A 19,965-nucleotide genomic window follows, 5' to 3' on the forward strand; every position below is an offset into this window, starting at 1 on the left:
GGTCGTGGTGGGTCGGTGGACGGGTCAGTGCACGCTGCGCAGGGCGACGGCGGGCTGGAGGCGCGCGGCGCGCCAGCCGCCGACGAGGCCGGCGAGCACGCTGCCGAGCGCGGCGAGGCCGATGGCGCCCGCGACGATCGCGAGGCTCACGGGGGCCTGCAGCGCGATGGCCTGCGCGGCGGCGCCGAGGCCGTCGGGCATGCCGCCCATGCCGCCGGGTCCGCCCTGCGTCGCGGGGTCGGTCGCGCCGGCGAGCGTGGGCTCGGGGGCGATGGCGGTGACGACGAGGCATGCGGCGACGCCGAGGATCGCGCCGCCGACGGCGCCGATGAGGCCCTGCGCGAGCGACTCGGCGGCGATCTGGCGCACGATGCGCGCATTCGACCATCCGATGGCCTTGAGGGTGCCGAGCTCGCGGGTGCGGCGCGTGACCGACTGCACCGTGAAGAGCGCGGCGAGCGCGAAGGCGACGGCGAGCACGATCACGGCGAGCCACAGGCCGAGCGTCGCCATGAGCGACGACGCCGACTGCAGCGAGCCGGAGACGGTGGAGGCGAGCTCCTCCTGCGTCGACACGGTCGCGTCGGGCAGTGCCTGCTGCAGGTCGGTCGCGAGGCCCGAGATGGCACCGGCGTCGGTGGCCTGCACGACGACGCTCGTGACGAGGCCCTCCTGGCTCGAGAGCGACTGGGCGACGTCGAGCGGGATCGTGACGTCGGCGGAGGTCGACGAGGCGCCACCGGACGCGGTGACGATGCCGACGACCTCGAGGTCCGAGCCGGCGAGCGCGATGGTGTCGCCGACGGCGACCTCCTCGGTCGAGGCGTACGTGTCGCTGACGACGGCGACGAGCGCGCCTGCGTCGGACGCCTCGAGCAGGCGGCCGTCGACGAGGGTCGTGGCGGTGAGCGGGCCGAGCGTGGCGGCGGGGTCGACGCCGTCGACGGTCGTGGAGGCGACGTCGAAGCTCGACGGTCCGAATCCCTCGCCGCCCGCGGGCGCCTCGGGCATGCCGGTGGGCGCGGTGCCCTCGGCGGTCGTGCCGTCGGTCGTGCCCGTGCCGACGTCGGTCGGCGGCTGCATGATCTGCCCCGAGAACGACGTCGCCTCGAGCGAGAGCACGCCGGTGGCGGCTGCGACGCCGTCGGTCGCGGCGACGGTGTCGACCGTGGAGGCGTCGAGCGTGCCGGTGCCGCGGGAGACCGAGAGCACCTCCGACTCGAGCGTCGTCGTGCCGTCGGCGTCGGTGGTGCCCGCGCCGTCGTCGAACGAGAAGCCCGGTCCGCCCTCGCCGGGCTCGCCGGATCCGGGGCCCGCGGGGGTGGCGGTGACGGCGAGGTCGGTGCCGACGCCGTAGACGCCGTCGAGGGCGTCGGCCTGGGCGCTGCGGAAGCCGGCGCTCAGCGCCGAGACGACGATGACGAGGGCGACGGCGACGGCCATGCCGATCGCGACGGTGATGGTCTGCCTGCGACGAGTCGAGAGCTCGCGGCGGAGGTACGTGAGGAGCATGCCTCGGACGCTAGGTGCGCGTCATCGGGCGTGGTCCATGGCGCGCATTCACGAACGCCAAGAGCGCGCACTTCGACTGGCGTCATCGTGTCGCGTGTCGCAGGTGCGAAGTCGAGCAATCCTCTATGCTCGCCCAATGCGCAGTCCCTCCCGCCGCTCCGCCGCGTTCCTCGTCGCTGTCGCCGCGATGGTCCTCGGTGGGCTCGTCGCACCCGCACCCGCGCCAGCCGCCACGGCCCAGGCCGACCGGCGCATCTGCTACGGCATGGGCACGTACGTCGAGGCGGTCTCGGCCTCGTCGGTGACGCTCCAGCCCGGGTCGGCGGGATACCCGCGAGAGTACGAGCTCGACGGCATCGTGCAGCGGAGCGCTGGTGAGCCCGTCGTCTTCGATGGCCTGACGTCCGGCGAGCATCGAGTGACCGTCCGTCTGTTCCAGGGCGCCACCGTCTCCGCGACCGCCGACGTCCCCGTCATGGTCGGCGACGCACGGGTCGGTGGCGTCGACCGCTTCTCGACCGCCGCCCAGATCGCCTCGGCATCCCGCGGCGCCGACTGCACGCCTGCCACGGCGTACATCGCGAGCGGCACGAGCTTCCCCGATGCGCTCTCGGCGGCGGCGGTGGCAGGCAACCCCAGGTCGATGCTGCTGCTCTCGGACCGTGACCGGCTGTCGGCCTCGGCGGCGGAGCAGCTCGTCGCAGCAGACGTGCAGCGTGTGCGGCTCATCGGCGGCCCCGACCGACTCTCGGACGCGCTGTGCGAGCAGGTCCGTGCGCTCGGCATCACGGAGTGCACTCGGATCGCCGGCGCCAACCGGTACGCGACGTCGATGGCCGTCGCCGAGGAGATGGGGCCGCCCGATCGGATGCGGTCGACATGGCGGCATGTCGTGGTGGTGACGGGCGAGAACTACCCTGACGCCGTGACGGCCGGCACGTGGGCGGCGACGCAGGGCGCGCCCATCATCCTCGTTCCGGGCAGCGCGTCTCGGCTGCCGGACGACCTCTACGACCTCCTCGCTCAGGGCGTGACCGAGCAGATCACGATCGTCGGCGGCGCGCCGAGCGTGAGTGCGGGCATCGAGGCCGAGCTCCGCGCGATGCACGTGCGCGTGCAACGGTTCGCCGGTGCCGACCGCTACGCGACGAACGCGGCGCTCAACGCGCACATCGCGACCATCAGCCCGGGTTCGAGCCCATACGCCGTCGTCGCGACCGGCAGGAACTTCCCCGACGCGCTCACGGGAAGCATGCTGGCCGTGGCCTCGGGCTCATCCCTCGTGCTGTCGGAGCCGACGTGCATGCCCGCATCGGTGCGCGCGGTGGTCGAGCGGCGATCGGTCGGTGCGCTCGTGCTCCTTGGAGGACCTCAGACGCTCTCGGAGTCTGTGCGCACCACCACCTGCTAGCGGAGCAGCGCGGACTCAGCGGTTCCAGAGCTCCTGCCAGGCGACGCCGAGCTCGCGGGCCATGCGGCGCACGGTGGGGATGCTCATGCCGATGACCGTCGACGGATCGCCGTGGATCTCGTCGATGAACGCGGAGCCGAGCGAGTCGATCGTGAAGGCGCCGGCGACCTCGAGCGGCTCGCCCGTGGCGACGTAGGCGTCGATCTCGTCGTCGGCGAGGTCGGCGAAGCGCAGGCGGGCGCCGACGGTGGCGCCGACGGCGCCGACGACGCGGCCCTCGTCGACGCGGATGAGCCAGTGGCCCGAGTGCAGCACGGCCTCGCGGCCGCGCTGCGCGAGCCAGCGCTCGCGGGCGCGCTCGGGCGTGTGCGGCTTGCCGAGCGTCTGCCCGTCGAGCTCGAGCGCCGAGTCGCCGCCGAACAGCAGCCCCGTCATCGCCCGTCCCTCGGGCTCGCGGCCCAGCACGGCCTCCGCCTTGGCGCGCGCGAGCAGCTGCACGACCTGCGTCGTCGTCGCGGGCCCGTGCTCGGCCTCCCACGCCTCGACGGCGAGGTCCTCGTCGACCTCGCTCGCGAGCAGCACGGGCTCGATGCCGGCCTGCCGCATGAGCATGAGGCGGGCGGGGGAGGTGGAGGCGAGGTGGAAGCGCATCGCCAGCCAGGCTAGCCGCGCAACCGGTCGCGCCGGCGACCCGCCTGCTCGTAGCGTGAGCGCATGGCAGCCTCCGCATCCGAGCCCACGCACGACGTCATCGTGATCGGCGGTGGGCCGGTCGGCGAGAACGCGGCGCAGTACGCCATCCAGGGCTCCGATCGCACGGCGGCGCTCGTCGAGGCCGAGCTCGTGGGCGGCGAGTGCTCGTACTGGGCGTGCATGCCGTCGAAGGCGCTGCTCGTGCCGGCGGCGGTGCGGTCGCTCGCGCAGCACATGCCGGGCCTCGGGGAGCAGGCGCCGCTCGACGTCGATGCGGTGCTCGCGCGCCGCGACGCGTTCACGTCGGGCTGGGACGACGCCGGCCAGGTCGCGTGGGCGGAGGGCGTGGGCATCGAGGTCGTGCGCGGTCGCGCGCGGCTCGCGGGGGAGCGCACGGTCGTCGTCGGCGATCGCACGCTCGTCGCGCGCCACGCGGTCGTGCTCGCCACGGGATCCGTGCCGGCGGAGCCGCCGATCGACGGGCTCGCGGATGCGCTGCCGTGGGGCTCGCGCGACGCGACCGCGATGCACGAGGTGCCGGGCTCGATCCTCGTCGTGGGCGGCGGCGTCGTGGCGTGCGAGGCGGCGACGTGGCTCGCGGCGCTCGGCGCGCACGTGACGCTCGCCGCGCGCGGCGGGCTGCTCGCGCGGCTCGAGCCCGAGGCCGCTGCCGCGGTGGAGCAGGGGCTGCGGGATGCGGGCGTCGACGTGCGCCTGCATGCCGACGTGCAGCGCGTGCGCCGCGAGGCACCCGCGGCGACCGGCACGGGCCACGTGCACGGCGGCGCCGTGACGACGACGATCGACGGCGTCGACGTGACGACCGACGAGATCCTCGTCGCCACGGGCCGGCGCCCCGCGACCGGCGACCTCGGGCTCGAGACCGTGGGCCTCGACGCGGTCGCGGTCGACGGCAGGCAGCGCGTCGCGGGCGTCGACGGCTGGCTGTACGCGGCCGGCGACGTCGCGGGCCGCTGGCAGCTGACGCACATGGGCAAGCACGAGGCGCGCATCGCGGGCGAGGTCATCGGCCGCATCGCCGACGGCGGGCACGCGCACGACGTCGTGGGCGTCGACGAGGATCCGCTGACGCAGGTCGTCTTCACGGATCCCGAGGTCGCCGCGGTCGGGATCACGCAGGCGGAGGCCGAGGATGCGGGCATCCGCGTCGAGCGCGTCGCGATCGACCTCGCCGTCGCGGGCACGTCGCTCGCGCGCGACGACGCCGGCGGCACGGTGATCGCGATCGTCGACGCCGACCGCGACGTGCTCGTGGGCGTCACGCTCGTCGGCCACGGCGTCGCCGAGCTGCTGCACGCCGCGACGGTCGCGGTCGCGGCGCGCGTGCCCATCCCGCGCCTGTGGCATGCCGTGCCGGCGTATCCGACGGCGAGCGAGATCTGGCTGCGGGTCGTCGAGGACCTGCGCAGGCAGCGACGCGCGGACTGAGCGCCCGCCGCGTGGGAGACTCGGGGGATGCCCATCCAGCGCGGAGACGAGCTCGCCCTCACGATCGACAACGTCGCCCACGGCGGCGTCTTCGTCGGCAGGAACGAGGGCCGCGTGCTCTTCGTGCCCGACACCCTGCCGGGGGAGACGGTGCGCGTGCGCGTCACCGACCTCAGGAAGTCGTTCGGCCGCGGCGAGACGCTCGAGGTGCTCGAGGCGTCGCCCGACCGCGTCGAGCACGTGTGGCCCGAGGCGAGCATCGAGCGCGCGCCCGAGCGCCGCGCCGGCGGTGCCGAGCTCGGCCACGTGCGCCTCGCGGCGCAGCGTGCGCTGAAGCAGCGCGTGATCGAGGATGCGCTGCGCCGCACGGGCCGCATCGAGCGCGACGTGCGCGTGCAGGCGGCGCCGGGCGACGACGGCCGCGGCGGCCTCGGCTGGCGCACCCGCGTGACGCTGCACGTCGACGAGCAGGGCCGCCAGGGCCCGTTCGCCGCGCGCAGCCACACGGTCGTGCCCGTCGAGACCCTGCCGCTCGCCACCGACGCCATCCAGGACCAGGCGCAGCTCGACATGCGCCTGCCGGGTGCGTCGAGCGTCGACTACGTGCAGCGCGCCGACGGCTCCGTCGACGTCATCGCCACCGAGGGCGACCCCGTGCGCGGTCGCACCGACACGATCCTCGAGCGCGTGGGCGACCGCGAGCTGCGCGTCGACCGCTCCGGCTTCTGGCAGGTGCACCGCGAGGCGCCGGGCGTGCTCGTCGACGCCGTGCGTCGCGCGATCGACGTCGACCGCATCGACCCGAAGGCTGCGAACCTCGACCTGTACGGCGGCGTCGGCCTGCTCGCGACGGCGCTCGGCGACGTGCTGGGCCCGCAGGCGCGCATGATGAGCGTCGAGTCCGACGAGGTCGCGACCGACCACGCGAGCGAGAACCTCGCCGAGTGGCTCGGTGCCATGGCGATCACGGCGAAGGTCGACCGCTTCCTGCGCGACGCGATCCAGGATGCGTCGGCCAGCGAGCGCGACCGGCTGCGCGCCGCGACGGTCGTGCTCGACCCGCCGCGCGCCGGCGCGGGCGGCGAGACCATCGCGTCGCTCGTGGAGCTCGCACCGCAGCAGATCGTCTACGTCGCGTGCGACCCCGTGGCGTTCGCGCGCGACGCGCGCCTGCTCGTCGACGGCGGCTACGACCTGGGCCCGCTCGAGGCGTTCGACCTCTTCCCGCACACGCACCACGTGGAGTGCGTCGCCCGCTTCACGCGCGGCTGACGACGCCTGCTGGGTTCCGCCGCGGATGCCTCGGCGGGAGGATGGGCGCGTGACCGACCTCGACGCCATCGCCGCCGAGCTGCTCGCGACGCCGCCCGGGGCGTTCACCGCAGCGCGGGATGCGCGCGCGAAGGCTGAGCCCGATCGCGAGCTCGCGCGCGGCATCGCTGCGCTCCGGCGCCCGACGGTCGCGGCCTGGGCCGTGGATGCGCTCGCGCGCGACCGGGCCGACGACGTGGAGCGCATGCTCGAGCTCGCTGCATCGCTCCGCGATGCGCAGGACGACCTCGACGGCGCCGAGCTGCGCGCGCTGTCGGCGCAGCGCCGCCAGCTCGTCGGTCGGCTCGTGGCCGAGGCCGTCGCCGTCGCAGAGGCGGCCGGCGTCCGCGTGAGCGCCGCGGCTCGCGAGGACGTCGATCGCACCCTCACGGCCGCGATGCTCGATGCGGATGCGGGGCAGGCGGTCGCGAGCGGCAGGCTCGTGCGCGCGCTCGAGGCCGTGGGACTCGAAGGCGTCGACCTCGATGGCGCGCTGGCCGGGGGAGCGCCGCCACCGCGCGCACCGCGAGCCAGTCGCGACGAGGTCGCCGAGCGCCGCGCGCGCAAGGCGGCGGAGCGTGCGGCTCGCGATGCCGAGCAGGAGGCGACGGCCGCCGCCCGCGCGCTGCACCGCGCCGAGTCCGCCGAGTCGACGGCCCGCGAGCGTGCCGAGCACCTCGAGCAGCGCATCGCCGAGCTGCAGCGCGACGTCGCCCGGCTCGGGCACGAGCTCGACGCCGCCCGGGCCGACGAGCGCGCGGCGGCCGACGATCGTGCGGACGCCGAGCGCCGCGTCAGCGGGGCCGAGGGACGCGCCGCCGAGGCACGCGACGCCCTCGACTGACGGCGCGGCTCAGCGCAGCAACGCCAGGAGCGCCCGCTCGCGCGCGCCGCGCAGGGCGACGACCTCGCCGGCCTCGAAGCGCTCGAACACCTCGGGGTCGATGTACGACGCCTTCGCGACGCTCGGGGTGTTGCCGAGCGCCTCCGACGTGTCGACGACCGCCTGCCGCGCGGCCTTCGCGCGCTCGCGCTGCGTGCCGACGTCGCGGGCGCGGGCGAGCGAGTCGGCGGCGACGATCGTGCCGTGCAGCGTGCGGAAGTCCTTCGCCGTGAACTCGCCGCCCGTCGCCTCCTTCACGGCCGCGTTGAGGTCGCTGTCGCGCAGCGCGCGCCGCGTGCCGGCGTCGTCCCACGCGAACAGGCGCGACCGAGCCGACCGCGACGAGAGCTCGGCGATGCACGCCGCGAGCGGCGCATCCTCGACCGTCACGTCGAACTTCTGGCCCGACTTGGCGGGGAAGCGCAGGCGCACGGCGTCGCCGTCGACCGACGCGTGCCGCACGAGCAGCGTCATGAGGCCGCGGCTGCCGTTGTCCTCGGCGTAGGCGTCGCCGCCCGCGCGGATCGCGACGACGTCGAGCAGGCGCATCGCCGCGGCCAGCACGCGCTCGCGCGGCAGCCCGTCGGCGCCGAGCTCCGACGTGATGCGTCGGCGGGCGGCCGGCAGCGCCTCGGCGAGGTCGAGCGCCCGCTCGAACTTCACCCGGTCGCGCTTCGCCGACCAGTCGTCGTGGTACCGGTACTGCGTGCGGCCCGCGTCGTCGACGCCCGTCGCCTGGATGTGCGCGAGCGGGTCGGCCGCGATCCACACGTCGGTCCATGCAGGCGGCAGCACGAGCGCCGCCGCGCGATCGCGATCGGCGGCCGAGACCTTGCGTCCGGAGTCGTGCGTGAACGTCCAACCCTTGCCGGCCCGCCGTCGGCGGATGCCCGGGTCGTCGCCGGGATGCGCGCGCCGCAGCCGAGGCACGGGCGTCGTACCGCTCAGACGCCCGACGAGGTGGATGCGAGCGAGCCGTCGCCCGGGCGCGTGCCCGCGATCCAGCCCGTCGGCGCGTCGAGCACCTTGCGGTGCTTCGTCTGCGCCCATTCGGTGCCGAGCTCCGCGAGCACGGCGTGGATGGCGGCCTGCTCCTCGGCCGTCGGCGAGCCCTGCAGCACCACCATGTCGGTCTCGCCGGGCTCCGGCTTCCACGTCTCGGTCATGCGTCCACCATCCCGATCGTCGCGCGTGCGGCGCGAGGGGTTGCGCCCGTCGTCCGCAGCATCACAGGGGGATGTTGCCGTGCTTGCGCTCGGGGCGCGCGACCTTCTTCGTGCGCAGCGCGCGGAAGGCCTTCGTGATGGCCACGCGGGTCTCGGCCGGCTCGATGATGCCGTCGATCTCGCCGCGCTCGGCCGCGAGGAACGGGCTCGTCACGTTGTACGTGTAGTCGTTCGCGAGCTGCTGGCGCACGGCGGCGACGTCGCGGCCCTCCTCCTCGGCCTGCTTGATCTCCGAGCGGTAGAGGATGTTCACGGCGCCCTGGCCGCCCATGACGGCGATCTCGGCGGTCGGCCACGCGATGTTGATGTCGGCGCCGAGCTGCTTCGAGCCCATGACGATGTACGCGCCGCCGTAGGCCTTGCGCGTGATGACCGTCACCATCGGCACCGTCGCCTCCGCGTACGCGTAGATAAGCTTCGCGCCGCGGCGGATGACGCCCGTCCACTCCTGGTCGGTGCCGGGCAGGTAGCCGGGCACGTCGACGAGCGTGAGGATCGGGATCGAGAACGAGTCGCAGAAGCGCACGAAGCGTGCGGCCTTCTCGCCGGCCTCGATGTTGAGCGTGCCGGCCATCTGCTTCGGCTGGTTGGCGATGATGCCGATCGTGCGGCCCTCGAGGCGACCGAAGCCGATGACGATGTTCGGCGCGTAGAGCGGCTGCACCTCGAGGAACTCGCGGTCGTCGACGAGCACCTCGATGATGTCGAGCACGTCGTACGGCTGGTTGGGCGAGTCGGGGATGACGCGGTTGAGCGTCTGGTCGAGGTCGTTGACCACGCGGTGCGCCTGGTGGTCGTACGCGGGCACCTCCGACTGGTTGTTGTCGGGCAGGAACGCGAGCAGCGCGCGCACGTAGTCGAGCGCATCCGCCTCGTCTGCTGCGAGGTAGTGGCTGACGCCCGAGATGGAGTTGTGGGTGAGGCCGCCGCCGAGCTCCTCGAAGCCGACCTCCTCGCCCGTGACGGTCTTGATGACGTCGGGGCCCGTGACGAACATGTGGCTCGTCTTGTCGACCATGACGACGAAGTCGGTGAGCGCGGGGCCGTAGACGGCGCCACCGGCCGCGGGGCCCATGACGATGGAGATCTGCGGGATGACGCCGGACGCGGCGGTCGTGCGCTTGAAGATCTCGCCGTACTTGCCCAGGGCGACGACGCCCTCCTGGATGCGCGCGCCGCCCGAGTCGAGCATGCCGACGATGGGCACGCCCACGCGGGTCGCGTAGTCCATGATCTTCACGATCTTCTCGCCGGCGACCTCGCCGAGCGAGCCGCCGAACGTCGTGAAGTCCTGCGAGTACACGGCGATGCGGCGGCCGTGCACCGTCGCGATGCCCGTCACGACGGCGTCGCCGTACGGGCGCTTCTCGTCCATGCCGAACGCGGTCGTGCGGTGGCGCACGTAGGCGTCGAACTCGACGAACGTGCCCGGGTCGACGAACGTCTCGATGCGCTCGCGAGCGGACTGCTTGCCCTTGGAGTGCTGGCGCTCGCGGGCGGCGCGCTCCTTGGCGACGATCGTCTCCTCGTTGCGCTGTCGGAGCTGCTCGATGCGGCCTGCGGTCGTCGATTCGGCGTTGGTCACCCGTCCACCCTAGACGGCGGTGGATGCCCAGCCCTGGTGGCATCCCACGACGTCTTCGCCCGATCCGTCGTGGATTCCTCCAACGCCCCGCGTGCGCGTGCGCAGCGCCTCGCGCGCGTGCGCGTCGCGGGTACGGTTGGGCGCGTGCCCTTCGAGTCCGCGCGCGCCATCGCCCCCGTGACGGCCCTGTCGTCGGTGGGCAGCACCTTCGACGTCGTCGACGCCGCGGCCCCGCCGCTCAGCACGTGGGCGACGCTCGACCAGCGCGCCGGCCGCGGCCGTCTGGGCCGCGAGTGGGTCGCGCCCGCGGGCCGCTGCCTCGCGGCGAGCATCGTCGTGCGCCCGTCGGCGTCGGCGGATGCGTGGGGCTGGCTGCCGCTCGCCGTGGGCCTCGCGCTCGCCGAGGCGATCGACCCGCTCGTGCCGGCCGCGACCGTGGGCGTGAAGTGGCCGAACGACGTGCTCGTCGACGGCAGGAAGGTCGCGGGCATCCTCTGCGAGCGCCGCGGCGACGCCGTGATCGTCGGCGTGGGCGTGAACCTCGTGCTCGAGCCGCACGAGCTGCCGACCGATCGCGCGACGTCGCTGCGCATCGCGGGCGCCGAGGGCGACGCGGATGCGCTGGCGGACGCCGTGCTCGCGGGCGTGCTGCGCGGCATCCAGGGCGCCGCCGACCTCGACGACGCCGACCTGCACGCGCGCATCGCGGCGCGCTGCGCGACGATCGGCGAGCACGTGCGCGTGCTGCTGCCCGGCGACCGCACGCTCGTCGGCACCGTCACGGGCCTCGGGCCGGCCGGCGAGCTCGACGTCGACGTCGACGGCCGCGTCGAGCGGGTGTCGGCGGGTGACGTCACGCACGTGCGCTGAGGCTGCGAGGATGGTGCCATGAGCGATCCGGAGCGCGTCGTCGTGCGCCTGCGGTCGCACGGCAGGGCCCTCGTGCTGCCCGCGCTGCTGCTGTGCGGCATCGCCTTCGGCACGACGTTCGCGCTCGGTCGCGTCGCGTGGCCGCTGTGGGATCTCGTCGTGTGGACGCTCGCGCTCGTGCTCGTCGTCGTGCTGTGCCTCGTGCCGACGCTCGCGTGGCTCTCGAGACGTGTCGTCGTGACGTCGCGCCGCGTCATCGTGCGCAGCGCGTTCGGCGGCTCGAAGCGCGACGTGCCGCTGTCGCGCATCCACGACGTCACGCTGCGCCGGCAGGGCCTGCAGGCGGTGCTCGGCTCGGGCGACGTGCTGCTGTCGACGGGCGGCGAGCAGCCCGTCACGCTCGCCGACGTGCCGAGCGCGTCGCTCGTGCAGCGCACCCTCACCGATCTCGTGGCGACGACGCCCGGCATGCCCAGGACGGAGGACGCGTTCCGCGTCGACTCCGCACCACGACTGGAGGACCTCGCATGACCGCTCCCCGCATCGCCGTCGTCGGCTGCGGCTACCTCGGCGCCGTGCACGCCGCAGGCATGGCCTCCCTCGGCTTCGACACCGTCGGGATCGACGTCGACGCCGCGAAGGTCGAGGCGCTCGCCGCGGGCTCGGCGCCGTTCTTCGAGCCGGGCCTCGACGCCATGCTGCGCGGCGCGCTCGACGCGGGCACGCTGCGCTTCCAGACCGACGCGGCAGGCGTGGACGCCGACGTGTGGTTCGTGTGCGTCGGCACGCCGCAGCAGCCGGGCTCGAACGCCGCCGACCTCACGTACGTCGACGCGGCCGTCGCGGCGCTCGTGCCGCACCTGCGCGAGGGCATGCTCGTCGTCGGCAAGTCGACGGTGCCGGTCGGCACGGCCGAGCGGCTCGCCGCGATCGTCGAGCCGACGGGCGCACGCCTCGCGTGGAACCCCGAGTTCCTGCGCGAGGGCCTCGCCGTCACCGACACCCTCGCGCCCGACCGGCTCGTCTACGGCGTGCGCGACGGCGACGATGCGTCCGTCGCCGCCCTCGACGCCGTGTACGCGTCGATCCTCGAGCGCGACACCCCGCGCATCGTCACCGACTACGCGACCGCCGAGCTCGTGAAGGTGAGCGCGAACGCGTTCCTCGCGACGAAGATCTCGTTCATCAACGCCATCGCCGAGGTGGCGGAGGCATCGGGCGCCGACGTCGTGCAGCTCGCGGATGCGATCGGCATCGACGCGCGCATCGGACGCCGCTTCCTCAACTCGGGCATCGGGTTCGGCGGCGGCTGCCTGCCGAAGGACATCCGCGCGTTCCGCGCCCGCTCGATCGAGCTCGGCGCCGACGAGGCGCTCGGCTTCCTCGACGAGGTCGACCGCGTGAACCAGCGCCGCCGCGACCGCATGGTCGCGCTCGTCGAGCGCGAGCTCGTCGCCGCGGGTGGGGGATCGGTCGCGATGCTGGGCCTCGCGTTCAAGCCCGACAGCGACGACGTGCGCGACTCCGCGGCGCTCGAGGTCGCGATGCGCCTCGCCGCGACGCACGACGTCGTCGCCTACGACCCCGAGGCGTCCGCGCCCGCCGCCCGTCGCGCGCCCGAGCTGCGCATCGCCGACTCGCTCGACGCCGCCCTCGCCGACGCATCCGTCGTCGCGCTCGGCACCGAGTGGCGCGAGTTCCGCGACCTCGACCCCGCCGACGTCGCGACCCGCACGGCCGCGCGGGTCGTCGTCGACGGTCGCAACGTGCTCGACCGCGACGCGTGGAGCGCCGCAGGATTCCGGGTCGTCGCGATCGGCAGGCCCGACCGCGACCCCGTCACCACCGCATCGCACCAGGAGGCAACCGCATGATCGTCGGCGTCGTCGGAGGCGGGCAGCTGGCCCGCATGATGATCCCTCCCGCCGTGGCGCTCGGCGTCGAGCTGCGCGTGCTCGCGGAGTCCGAGGGCATGTCGGCGGCGCTCGCCGCGACCGCCGTGGGCGACTACCGCGACGCCGAGACGGTGCTTGCGTTCGCGAAGGACGTCGACGTCGTGACGTTCGACCACGAGCACGTGCCGCAGGACGTGCTGCAGCAGCTCGTGGATGCGGGCGTCGCCGTGCACCCGGGGCCGCATGCGCTGCGCTTCGCGCAGGACAAGCGCCAGATGCGCCAGCGCATGGCCGAGCTCGGCGTCGCGCAGCCCGACTGGGCGCCGATCGACACGGCCGACGAGCTGCAGGCGTTCCTCGACGAGCACGGCGGCGCCGCGATCGTGAAGACGGCGACGGGCGGCTACGACGGGAAGGGCGTGCGCGTCGTGCGCGGGATCGACGACGTCGCCGACTGGCTGCAGGGTGCCGCCGACGGCGGCCCGCAGCTGCTCGCCGAGGAGCTCGTCGCGTTCCGCCGCGAGCTCGCGCAGCAGGTCGCGCGCCGCCCCTCGGGCGAGATCGTCGCGTGGCCGCTCGCGCAGACCGTGCAGCGCGACGGCATCTGCGCCGAGGTCGTCGTGCCCGCGCCGCACGCGGGCCGCATGGGCGCGGTCGCCGAGGACATGGCGGTGCGCATCGCCGAGGGCCTCGACGTCACCGGTGCCCTCGCGGTCGAGCTGTTCGAGACCGAGGACGGCCGCCTGCTCGTCAACGAGCTCGCGATGCGTCCTCACAACTCGGGCCACTGGTCGATCGACGGCTCGATCACGAGCCAGTTCGAGCAGCACCTGCGCGCCGTGCTCGACCTGCCGCTCGGCTCGAGCGCCATGCTCGCGCCAGCCGCCGTCATGATCAACGTCATCGGCGGCCCTGCCGAGGGCCGCATGGAGGCGCGCTACGCCAAGGCGCTCGCGGCGCAGCCGAGCGCCAAGGTGCACTCGTACTCCAAGACCGCGCGGCCCGGCCGCAAGGTCGGCCACGTGACGGTCGTCGGCGACGAGCTCGACGAGGTCGTCTACCAGGCGAGGGCTGCCGCGGCGACCTTCGAGTGACCCGCTGACGCGCGGCACGCCGCGCGCGCACACGCCGTCCATGGGCGACGCGCCTACCCTGTACTCCGTGGCAGTGCAGGTGAGCGTCATCATGGGGTCCGACTCGGACTGGCGGGTGATGCAGGATGCGGCGACCGCGCTCGACGAGCTCGGCATCGCCTACGAGGTCGACGTCGTCTCGGCGCATCGCACGCCCGACAAGATGACGACGTTCGCGCGCGCGGCAGCAGACCGCGGCGTGCGGGTCATCATCGCGGGTGCAGGCGGCGCCGCCCACCTGCCCGGCATGGTCGCGTCGATGACGCGTCTGCCGGTCATCGGCGTGCCCGTGCCGCTCGAGCGCCTCGACGGCCTCGACTCGCTGCTCTCCATCGTGCAGATGCCCGCGGGCATCCCGGTCGCGACCGTCTCCATCGGCGGCGCCCGCAACGCGGGCCTGCTCGCCGCGCGCATCCTCGGCACGACCGACGCCGACGTCGCCGCACGCCTCGACGCGTTCGCCGCGAGCCTCGAGGAGGCCGTCGAGCGCAAGGCGCAGGCGCTGCAGGAGCGCGTCGGCCAGGGCGAGGAGCGCGCATGACGGTGCTGCTCGCTCCGAGGGCGTCGCTGCGGACGCCCGACGCCGGATCCGAGCAGCTCATGACGCGGCGCGCCTGGTGGCTCGTCGTCGCCGGCTTCCTGCTGCCAGGCAGCGCGCAGGTGCTCGCCGGCAACAAGAGGCTGGGCCGCGTCGGCATCGTCGCGACGCTCGTGCTGCTGGCGCTGCTCGTCGTCGGCGGCATCCTCTGGCTCGTCGCGGACGTCTTCGTGCAGACCATCGTCCTGAACGCCGTCGGCCTGCTCGTGCTCGAGGTGCTCGCGTTCGCCTACGCCGTGCTGTGGCTCGTGCTCGGGCTCGACACCCTGCGCATCGCGCGCATCACGAAGGCGACGCCGCGCATCCGCGCCGCCATCGCGGCGCTCGCGGTCGTCGTCACCGTCGTGCCCGCGGGCGCGGCCGCATACGGTGGCACGCTGCTCGACGCCGGCCGCGGGCTCGTGTCGAGCGTCTTCGCGTTCGGCGGCCCGACCGTCGAACCCATCGACGGCCAGTACACGTTCATGCTGCTCGGTGGCGACGCCGGCGCCGACCGCGTCGGCCTGCGCCCCGACTCCATCACCGTCGTGTCGGTGAACGCCGAGACGGGCGCCGCGACGATGATCGGCGTGCCCCGCAACCTGGAGCGCGTGCCGTTCCCCGAGGGCTCGATCATGGCGTCGCAGTACCCGGACGGCTTCATCTGCGCCGACGGCGACCCCGCGTTCTGCTACATCAACGCCGCGTACACGTACGGCGAGAGCAACCCCGAGCTGTTCCCCGACGCGGAGGCGGAGGGCTCGAGCCCCGGTATCGAGGCGACGCGCGAGGCGGTCGAGGGCGCGACGGGCATCCCCATCCAGTTCTTCGTCATCGTCGACATGCAGGGCTTCGACGACCTCGTCGACGCGCTCGGCGGCATCACGATCGACATCCCCTACGACGTGCCGATCGCCATCGAGGGCGGCCCCGTCGAGGAGTGGATCCGCGCGGGACAGGGCGTGAGGCTCGACGGCTACCACGCGCTCTGGTACGCCCGCAGTCGCGCGGGTGCGAACGACTACGAGCGCATGGAGCGGCAGCGCGTCGTGCAGGAGGCCGTCATCGCCCAGTTCACGCCGCAGACGCTGCTCACGCAGTACGCCGCGCTGTCGACGGCCGGCCAGGACCTCGTGCAGACCGACATCCCGCAGTCGATGATCGGCACGCTCACCGACCTCGCCGAGCGCACGCGCACGCTGCCGATCACGAACCTCGAGCTCGTGCCACCGCAGGTCGTGACGTACGACCCCGACTTCCCGGCCGTGCACGCCATGGTGGCCGAGGCGATCGCGACGGCCGCGACCGTCGACGATCCGAGCCCGTCGCCGACGCCGTAGCGTCGGCGACGAGGCCCTCGCGGTCAGCGCCCGCGCATCGCGCGGTACGCGCGGCGTGCGCCGCTCGTCCAGCGCATCATGCGCGTGCTGAGGACGGCTGCGAGCTCGGCCTCCATGAGGTTGCGCTGCACGAACGCCTCGTCGCGCTGCGCGATGGCGTAGGCGAGCTCCTCGCCGGGCAGGTGACGGCGCGAGCGAGTCTGCGCCCACATGCGCTCGATGACGGGCTCCGCGACGTCGCCGAGCCGCTCGTGCGCCGCCGTGAGCGCCTGCTCGTGCTCCTGGGCGCGCAGCACCGCCTCGACGCGAGCGGCCTCTGCCTCGCCCAGCGCGTTCTCGAGCACGCGCACGCGCTCGGTGTGGCGAGCGAGCACCCGCTCGAGGTCGTCGGCGATGAGCAGCGAGCCGACGAGCGCCTGCGACTGGTGCCGCTGCCACGCGGCGAGGCGGTCGACCTCGGCGCGCAGCGCCTCGTCGACGACCGGCAGGTGCTCGGCGTACGCGATCGACGGGGCGGGCACGTCCTCCGTCGCGGTCGCGGCGACCGCATCCCACCAGCGCTCCATCTCGGCGCGGGCGTGCTCGCCGCGGGCGACGAGCTCGGCGCGGTCGATGGCCATGGCGGCGTCGACGATCGCGGCGGCGTCGCCCGTCGCGGCGGCGATGACGGGCACCGTGAGGTCGCCGAGGCCGTGCGCCTCGAGGGCGCCGGCGATCTTCGTCTCGGTGTACTCGTCGACCGTGACGCCCACCGAGGGGATGCCGGAGGCGAGGCCGAAGACGACGGGGTGGTAGCGGGCCGACACCACGAGGCTCGACGCGGCGACGACCGCGGCGGTCTGCGCGGGCTCGACGGGGCCGAGCGAGGTCACGCGCTGCGCGTGCCGCATGGCGCCGACGACGTCGGCGTGCGTCGCGGCGTCGGCGTCGAGCGATCCGTCGAGCGGTGCGACGTGCGGCACGAGCACGACGTCGAGGTCGTGGCGCTCGACGACGTGGTCGAGCAGGGCGGCCATGGCCTCGACGACGCGGTCGCGCGGCCACAGGCCCGTGCTGGGCGGCACGGTCGCGGCGCAGAAGCGCTCGGGGAGCCCCGCGGGCGCCTCGCCCGCGATGGCCAGGGCGTCGTCGTACGTCGCGGCGGGCGCGAGTGCGTCGTCGAGGCGGGCGAGGAGCGCGGCGGATGCGGCCTCGCGCACGCCGACGAGGCGCGCGGCGCGCAGCATCTCGCGCACGAGCGCGCCGTGGCGCTCGGAGAGCGTGGGGCCGACGGTCTGGCCCGAGACGACGACGGGGCGCGACAGCGCCGTGGCGATGCGCACGATCGCCGCGCGCTCGTAGACGTGGTGCGGCCAGAGCGACGACAGGTTGCCGGCGCCGGCGACGACGACGAGGTCGCACGTCGCGACGGCGTCGAGCACCGCGTGCGCCGGGTCGTCGCGCTGCAGCGCGCCGCGCTCGCCCTCGCCGGCACGCGTGAGCGCGTCGAGGCGAGCCTCGAGCTGCGTCTCGTCGGCCTGGCGCGCGAGCGAGAAGCCGAGCCTCGGCAGGGCGACGACGCCGTAGCGGGCGGCGGTGTCGTCGGGCGTCGACGACACCGCGAGCACCTCGGTCGCGCCGCGGGCGCGCAGCTGGCGCACGGCCTCCGCGAGCATCGCCTCGTCGCCGGCATGCAGCGCGCCATCCTGCACGCCGACGTCGCCGATGATCAGGACCCTCATGTCGTCTCCTCGCCGAGCAGCAGCGAGGCGATGGTCGCCGCGCTCCGCTCGAGTCCGTGGTTCGCTCGGATGTCGTCGATCGCACGCTGCGCGATCGACGTCTGCAGGCTGCGGTCGTCGAAGAGCCTGCGCATCGCAGCCGAGGCGGCCGCGACGTCGGGATCGGCCCAGACGGCCGTCGGCGAGTACGGGTCGGCGCCGCGGCCCACCTCGCGCAGCTCGTACGGCACCAGCAGCGCCGTCTCGTCGGTCTGGAAGTCCATGTTGCCGGAGTAGGCCGTCGCGATCACGGGGGTGCGGCGCGCCATGGCGTCGGCGAGGTTGAGGCCGTAGCCCTCGGCACGGTGCAGCGAGACGTAGCAGTCGGCGAGCTCGAGCATGCCGAGCATCTGCGCCGACGACAGGTAGCCGTCGACGAACAGCACGTCCTTGCGGCCGCGCGCATGGGCGCGCACCCGTTCGGCGGCGTCGGGCTGCAGGGCGCCGTTGATCGACTTCACGATGAGCGCGGCACCATCGTCGGGGCCGAAGGCGTCGACGTACGCGTCGATGACGGCCGTCGGGTTCTTGCGCTCGGGCACCGAGAGGTAGTCGAAGCTCGCGAGCAGCACGAAGCGGTCGTCGGGCATGCCGAGCACGCGTCGCGTGAACGACGTGGGCTCGTCGGGCACGGGGATCGCGAGGGGCGCGACGTGCACGGGGAGGTCGGTCACGGCGGCGATGGCGTCGCGCGTGAACGTCGTGGCCGTCCAGATCTCGTCGACCGCCGTGAGGCCCGGCGCATCCTCGGGGAACTCCGCGAGCTCCCAGAACCAGTAGCCGATGTGCTTGCCCTCGATGCGCTCGAGCTGCAGGCGATCCGAGAGCATCGCGACCTGGTCGGCGTTGACGCACGTGATGACGTTCTCGAACCCGCGATCGCGGCGCACGGTCGCGCGCGGCACGTGCTTGCGGCGGGATGCGCTGCCGAACGACGTCGCGATGAGCTCGGTGGGCAGGCCCGTCGCGCGCATCGACGCCGACACGCGCCTGCCGGCCTCGCCGACGCCGAGCTCCGACGCCGCGTAGGCGACGACGCTCCAGCCGAAGCGCCGCAGCGACTCCTCGACCGTCGCGACGGGCGTCTGGCCCTGCGCGATGTCGCGCAGGCGCTCGGCCGTCGCCGGGTCGTGCTGGCACCAGCTCGAGAACGCCTCGGCGTCGCGGCCGAGCACGTCGGGGAACGCTGCCTGCAGGTCGACGCGCACGCTCCACGTCGCATGCGCCGCCCGCGACAGGCGCACGGGGCCGTCGCCGATCTCGGGCTCCGAGAGCCACGCACGGAACGCGGTGGGGTCGCTGAACGGCATGGGCACGCCGCCCCACTCGTCGCCGCGCGCGATGGCGTCGATCCACGTCGAGCGCACGAGCCTGCGCAGCACGGGGTCGAGGCGCAGGCCGTCGGGCAGCTCGTCGAGCCCGTACGCCTGCGTGCGGGTCTCGAGGTGGCCGACCTCGCGCAGCTCGTCGCCGTACGCCGTGCAGAGCTCGTGGAGCTCGGGATGCGCGCTCAGCAGCGTGCGCGGTCGGTCGCCCATGTGCTTCGACAGCATCCAGCCGCGCGTCGGGTCGTAGCCCGAGAAGTGGTAGAACCGCAGTCGGTCGGGGCCGGCGTGCCAGACGCCGTCGACGCGGTGGATCGGGCGCTCGTGCACGTTCCAGTAGGCGGCGTTGAGGCCGCGGTCCTTGAGGATGACGTGGCCGAAGAGCGACGGGGCCCAGTCCATCCACCGCTGGTCGGTGAAGAGCGCGTTCGCGAGGTCGACGACGGCGTCGGTGCGCAGTCGCTCGTGCCACCACGACGTCGCCGCGAGGGCGCGGGCGCCGATGCACACGAAGCCGAGGTTGTAGATGCCCGACACCATGATGTCGCGCTCGTCGAGCCTGCGGCCGTCGCGCGGCATGGGGTCGAGCGTGTGGGGCGTGAGGGCGATGCCCTCGCGCTCGGCGGCCTCGAAGACGTCGTCGATCGCGTCGTAGAAGCGGATGTCGGGGTCGATGTACGCAGCGGAGCGCGCGCCGCCGCGCAGCAGCATTCTGAGCGTCGCGGGCTTGAGCGCCGTCGCGAGCTCCATGACGTCGTAGATCGTCTGCATGAGCTCGAGCTCGCGCGGATCGAGGCCGATGTCGACGGGCAGCAGCACGTCGCCGACGCCCTGCAGGTCGCGATCGCGCTCCTCGCCGTCGATGACGAGGGTCGAGAACCCGACGTCGGGATGGTGCTCCTGGAACGATCGGGCGAGCACGCGAGCCTGGCCCGTGTAGTTCCTCGCGACGATCGTCACGGCATGGCGACGAGGGGGGCGACCGGGCATCCTTG

17 protein-coding genes are annotated in these 19,965 nt (G+C 74.0%); 10 read left to right on the forward strand and 7 right to left on the reverse strand.

What is annotated here, in order from left to right; translation table 11 throughout:
* Positions 1–24 precede the first annotated feature (24 nt).
* Positions 25–1,512 carry an ABC transporter permease gene (locus tag BLQ67_RS12090; RefSeq protein WP_092505401.1) on the reverse strand — a complete coding sequence of 496 codons (1,488 nt, stop codon included), beginning with the start codon at positions 1,510–1,512 and terminating at the stop codon, positions 25–27.
* A 136-nt stretch (positions 1,513–1,648) separates the two neighbouring features.
* On the opposite strand from BLQ67_RS12090, the gene BLQ67_RS12095 reads away from it, so the two are divergent.
* The gene (locus BLQ67_RS12095) at positions 1,649–2,923 is read left to right on the forward strand and encodes a cell wall-binding repeat-containing protein (protein WP_172802319.1); all 1,275 of its coding nucleotides are present in this window, start codon (positions 1,649–1,651) and stop codon (positions 2,921–2,923) included.
* Between the two features lie 15 nt (positions 2,924–2,938).
* Here the strand turns inward: BLQ67_RS12095 and BLQ67_RS12100 are convergent, their stop codons facing one another.
* On the reverse strand, positions 2,939–3,574 hold the full coding sequence (locus tag BLQ67_RS12100; RefSeq protein WP_172802320.1) for a Maf family protein: 636 nt from the start codon (positions 3,572–3,574) through the stop codon (positions 2,939–2,941).
* 63 nt (positions 3,575–3,637) lie between these two features.
* Here BLQ67_RS12100 and BLQ67_RS12105 point away from each other — a divergent pair, with 63 nt between their 5' ends.
* From BLQ67_RS12105 to BLQ67_RS12115, 3 genes are read left to right on the forward strand one after another with little or no spacing between them, the layout of a single operon-like run.
* Positions 3,638–5,065: a dihydrolipoyl dehydrogenase family protein gene (locus BLQ67_RS12105; RefSeq protein ID WP_092505405.1), complete on the forward strand. Its 1,428-nt coding sequence runs from the start codon at positions 3,638–3,640 to the stop codon at positions 5,063–5,065.
* 27 nt (positions 5,066–5,092) lie between these two features.
* Entirely contained in the window at positions 5,093–6,337 is a 1,245-nt protein-coding gene (locus BLQ67_RS12110; RefSeq protein WP_172802321.1) for a class I SAM-dependent RNA methyltransferase, read from the forward strand.
* A gap of 49 nt (positions 6,338–6,386) precedes the next feature.
* Positions 6,387–7,220, forward strand: coding sequence for a hypothetical protein (locus BLQ67_RS12115; protein WP_092505407.1), 834 nt, complete (start codon positions 6,387–6,389; stop codon positions 7,218–7,220).
* 9 nt (positions 7,221–7,229) lie between these two features.
* On the opposite strand, the gene BLQ67_RS12120 is transcribed toward BLQ67_RS12115, so the two are convergent.
* From BLQ67_RS12120 to BLQ67_RS12130, 3 genes are all read right to left on the reverse strand, one after another.
* On the reverse strand, positions 7,230–8,189 hold the full coding sequence (locus BLQ67_RS12120) for a DNA topoisomerase IB (RefSeq protein WP_172802322.1): 960 nt from the start codon (positions 8,187–8,189) through the stop codon (positions 7,230–7,232).
* Between the two features lie 14 nt (positions 8,190–8,203).
* Positions 8,204–8,425 (reverse strand): hypothetical protein, encoded by a 222-nt coding sequence (locus tag BLQ67_RS12125; protein WP_092505411.1) that lies wholly within the window; start codon positions 8,423–8,425, stop codon positions 8,204–8,206.
* Between the two features lie 61 nt (positions 8,426–8,486).
* Positions 8,487–10,070, reverse strand: coding sequence for an acyl-CoA carboxylase subunit beta (locus BLQ67_RS12130; RefSeq protein ID WP_092505413.1), 1,584 nt, complete (start codon positions 10,068–10,070; stop codon positions 8,487–8,489).
* Positions 10,071–10,214: 144 nt separating this feature from the next.
* On the opposite strand from BLQ67_RS12130, the gene BLQ67_RS12135 reads away from it, so the two are divergent.
* The 6 genes from BLQ67_RS12135 to BLQ67_RS12160 are packed head-to-tail and all read left to right on the forward strand — an operon-like array spanning position 10,215 to position 15,885.
* Complete coding sequence (locus BLQ67_RS12135; RefSeq protein WP_092505415.1) at positions 10,215–10,940, forward strand: biotin--[acetyl-CoA-carboxylase] ligase; 726 nt, start codon at positions 10,215–10,217, stop codon at positions 10,938–10,940.
* Positions 10,941–10,958: 18 nt separating this feature from the next.
* Entirely contained in the window at positions 10,959–11,471 is a 513-nt protein-coding gene (locus tag BLQ67_RS12140) for a PH domain-containing protein (protein WP_092505417.1), read from the forward strand.
* Positions 11,468–12,814 carry a UDP-glucose dehydrogenase family protein gene (locus BLQ67_RS12145; protein ID WP_092505419.1) on the forward strand — a complete coding sequence of 449 codons (1,347 nt, stop codon included), beginning with the start codon at positions 11,468–11,470 and terminating at the stop codon, positions 12,812–12,814. The genes BLQ67_RS12140 and BLQ67_RS12145 overlap by 4 nt, the downstream gene beginning before the upstream one ends.
* Positions 12,811–13,929: a 5-(carboxyamino)imidazole ribonucleotide synthase gene (locus tag BLQ67_RS12150; RefSeq protein WP_092505421.1), complete on the forward strand. Its 1,119-nt coding sequence runs from the start codon at positions 12,811–12,813 to the stop codon at positions 13,927–13,929. Before BLQ67_RS12145 ends, BLQ67_RS12150 begins: the two co-directional genes overlap by 4 nt.
* A gap of 40 nt (positions 13,930–13,969) precedes the next feature.
* Positions 13,970–14,509, forward strand: a complete 540-nt coding sequence (gene purE / locus BLQ67_RS12155; RefSeq protein ID WP_092505423.1) for a 5-(carboxyamino)imidazole ribonucleotide mutase — start codon at positions 13,970–13,972, stop codon at positions 14,507–14,509.
* A complete protein-coding gene (locus tag BLQ67_RS12160) occupies positions 14,506–15,885 on the forward strand; it encodes an LCP family protein (protein WP_231945043.1) in 1,380 nt (459 codons plus the stop codon). The genes purE and BLQ67_RS12160 overlap by 4 nt, the downstream gene beginning before the upstream one ends.
* Before the next feature lie 23 nt (positions 15,886–15,908).
* On the opposite strand, the gene BLQ67_RS12165 is transcribed toward BLQ67_RS12160, so the two are convergent.
* Together BLQ67_RS12165 and BLQ67_RS12170 are read right to left on the reverse strand one after the other, a co-directional pair.
* Positions 15,909–17,606: a polysaccharide pyruvyl transferase family protein gene (locus BLQ67_RS12165; RefSeq protein WP_092505425.1), complete on the reverse strand. Its 1,698-nt coding sequence runs from the start codon at positions 17,604–17,606 to the stop codon at positions 15,909–15,911.
* The gene (locus BLQ67_RS12170; RefSeq protein ID WP_157674829.1) at positions 17,603–19,960 is read right to left on the reverse strand and encodes a glycosyltransferase family 4 protein; all 2,358 of its coding nucleotides are present in this window, start codon (positions 19,958–19,960) and stop codon (positions 17,603–17,605) included. The genes BLQ67_RS12165 and BLQ67_RS12170 overlap by 4 nt, the downstream gene beginning before the upstream one ends.
* Positions 19,961–19,965 lie beyond the last annotated feature (5 nt).

Origin of the sequence: Agrococcus jejuensis, assembly GCF_900099705.1 — a bacterium.
Taxonomy (GTDB): Bacteria; Actinomycetota; Actinomycetes; order Actinomycetales; family Microbacteriaceae; genus Agrococcus; species Agrococcus jejuensis.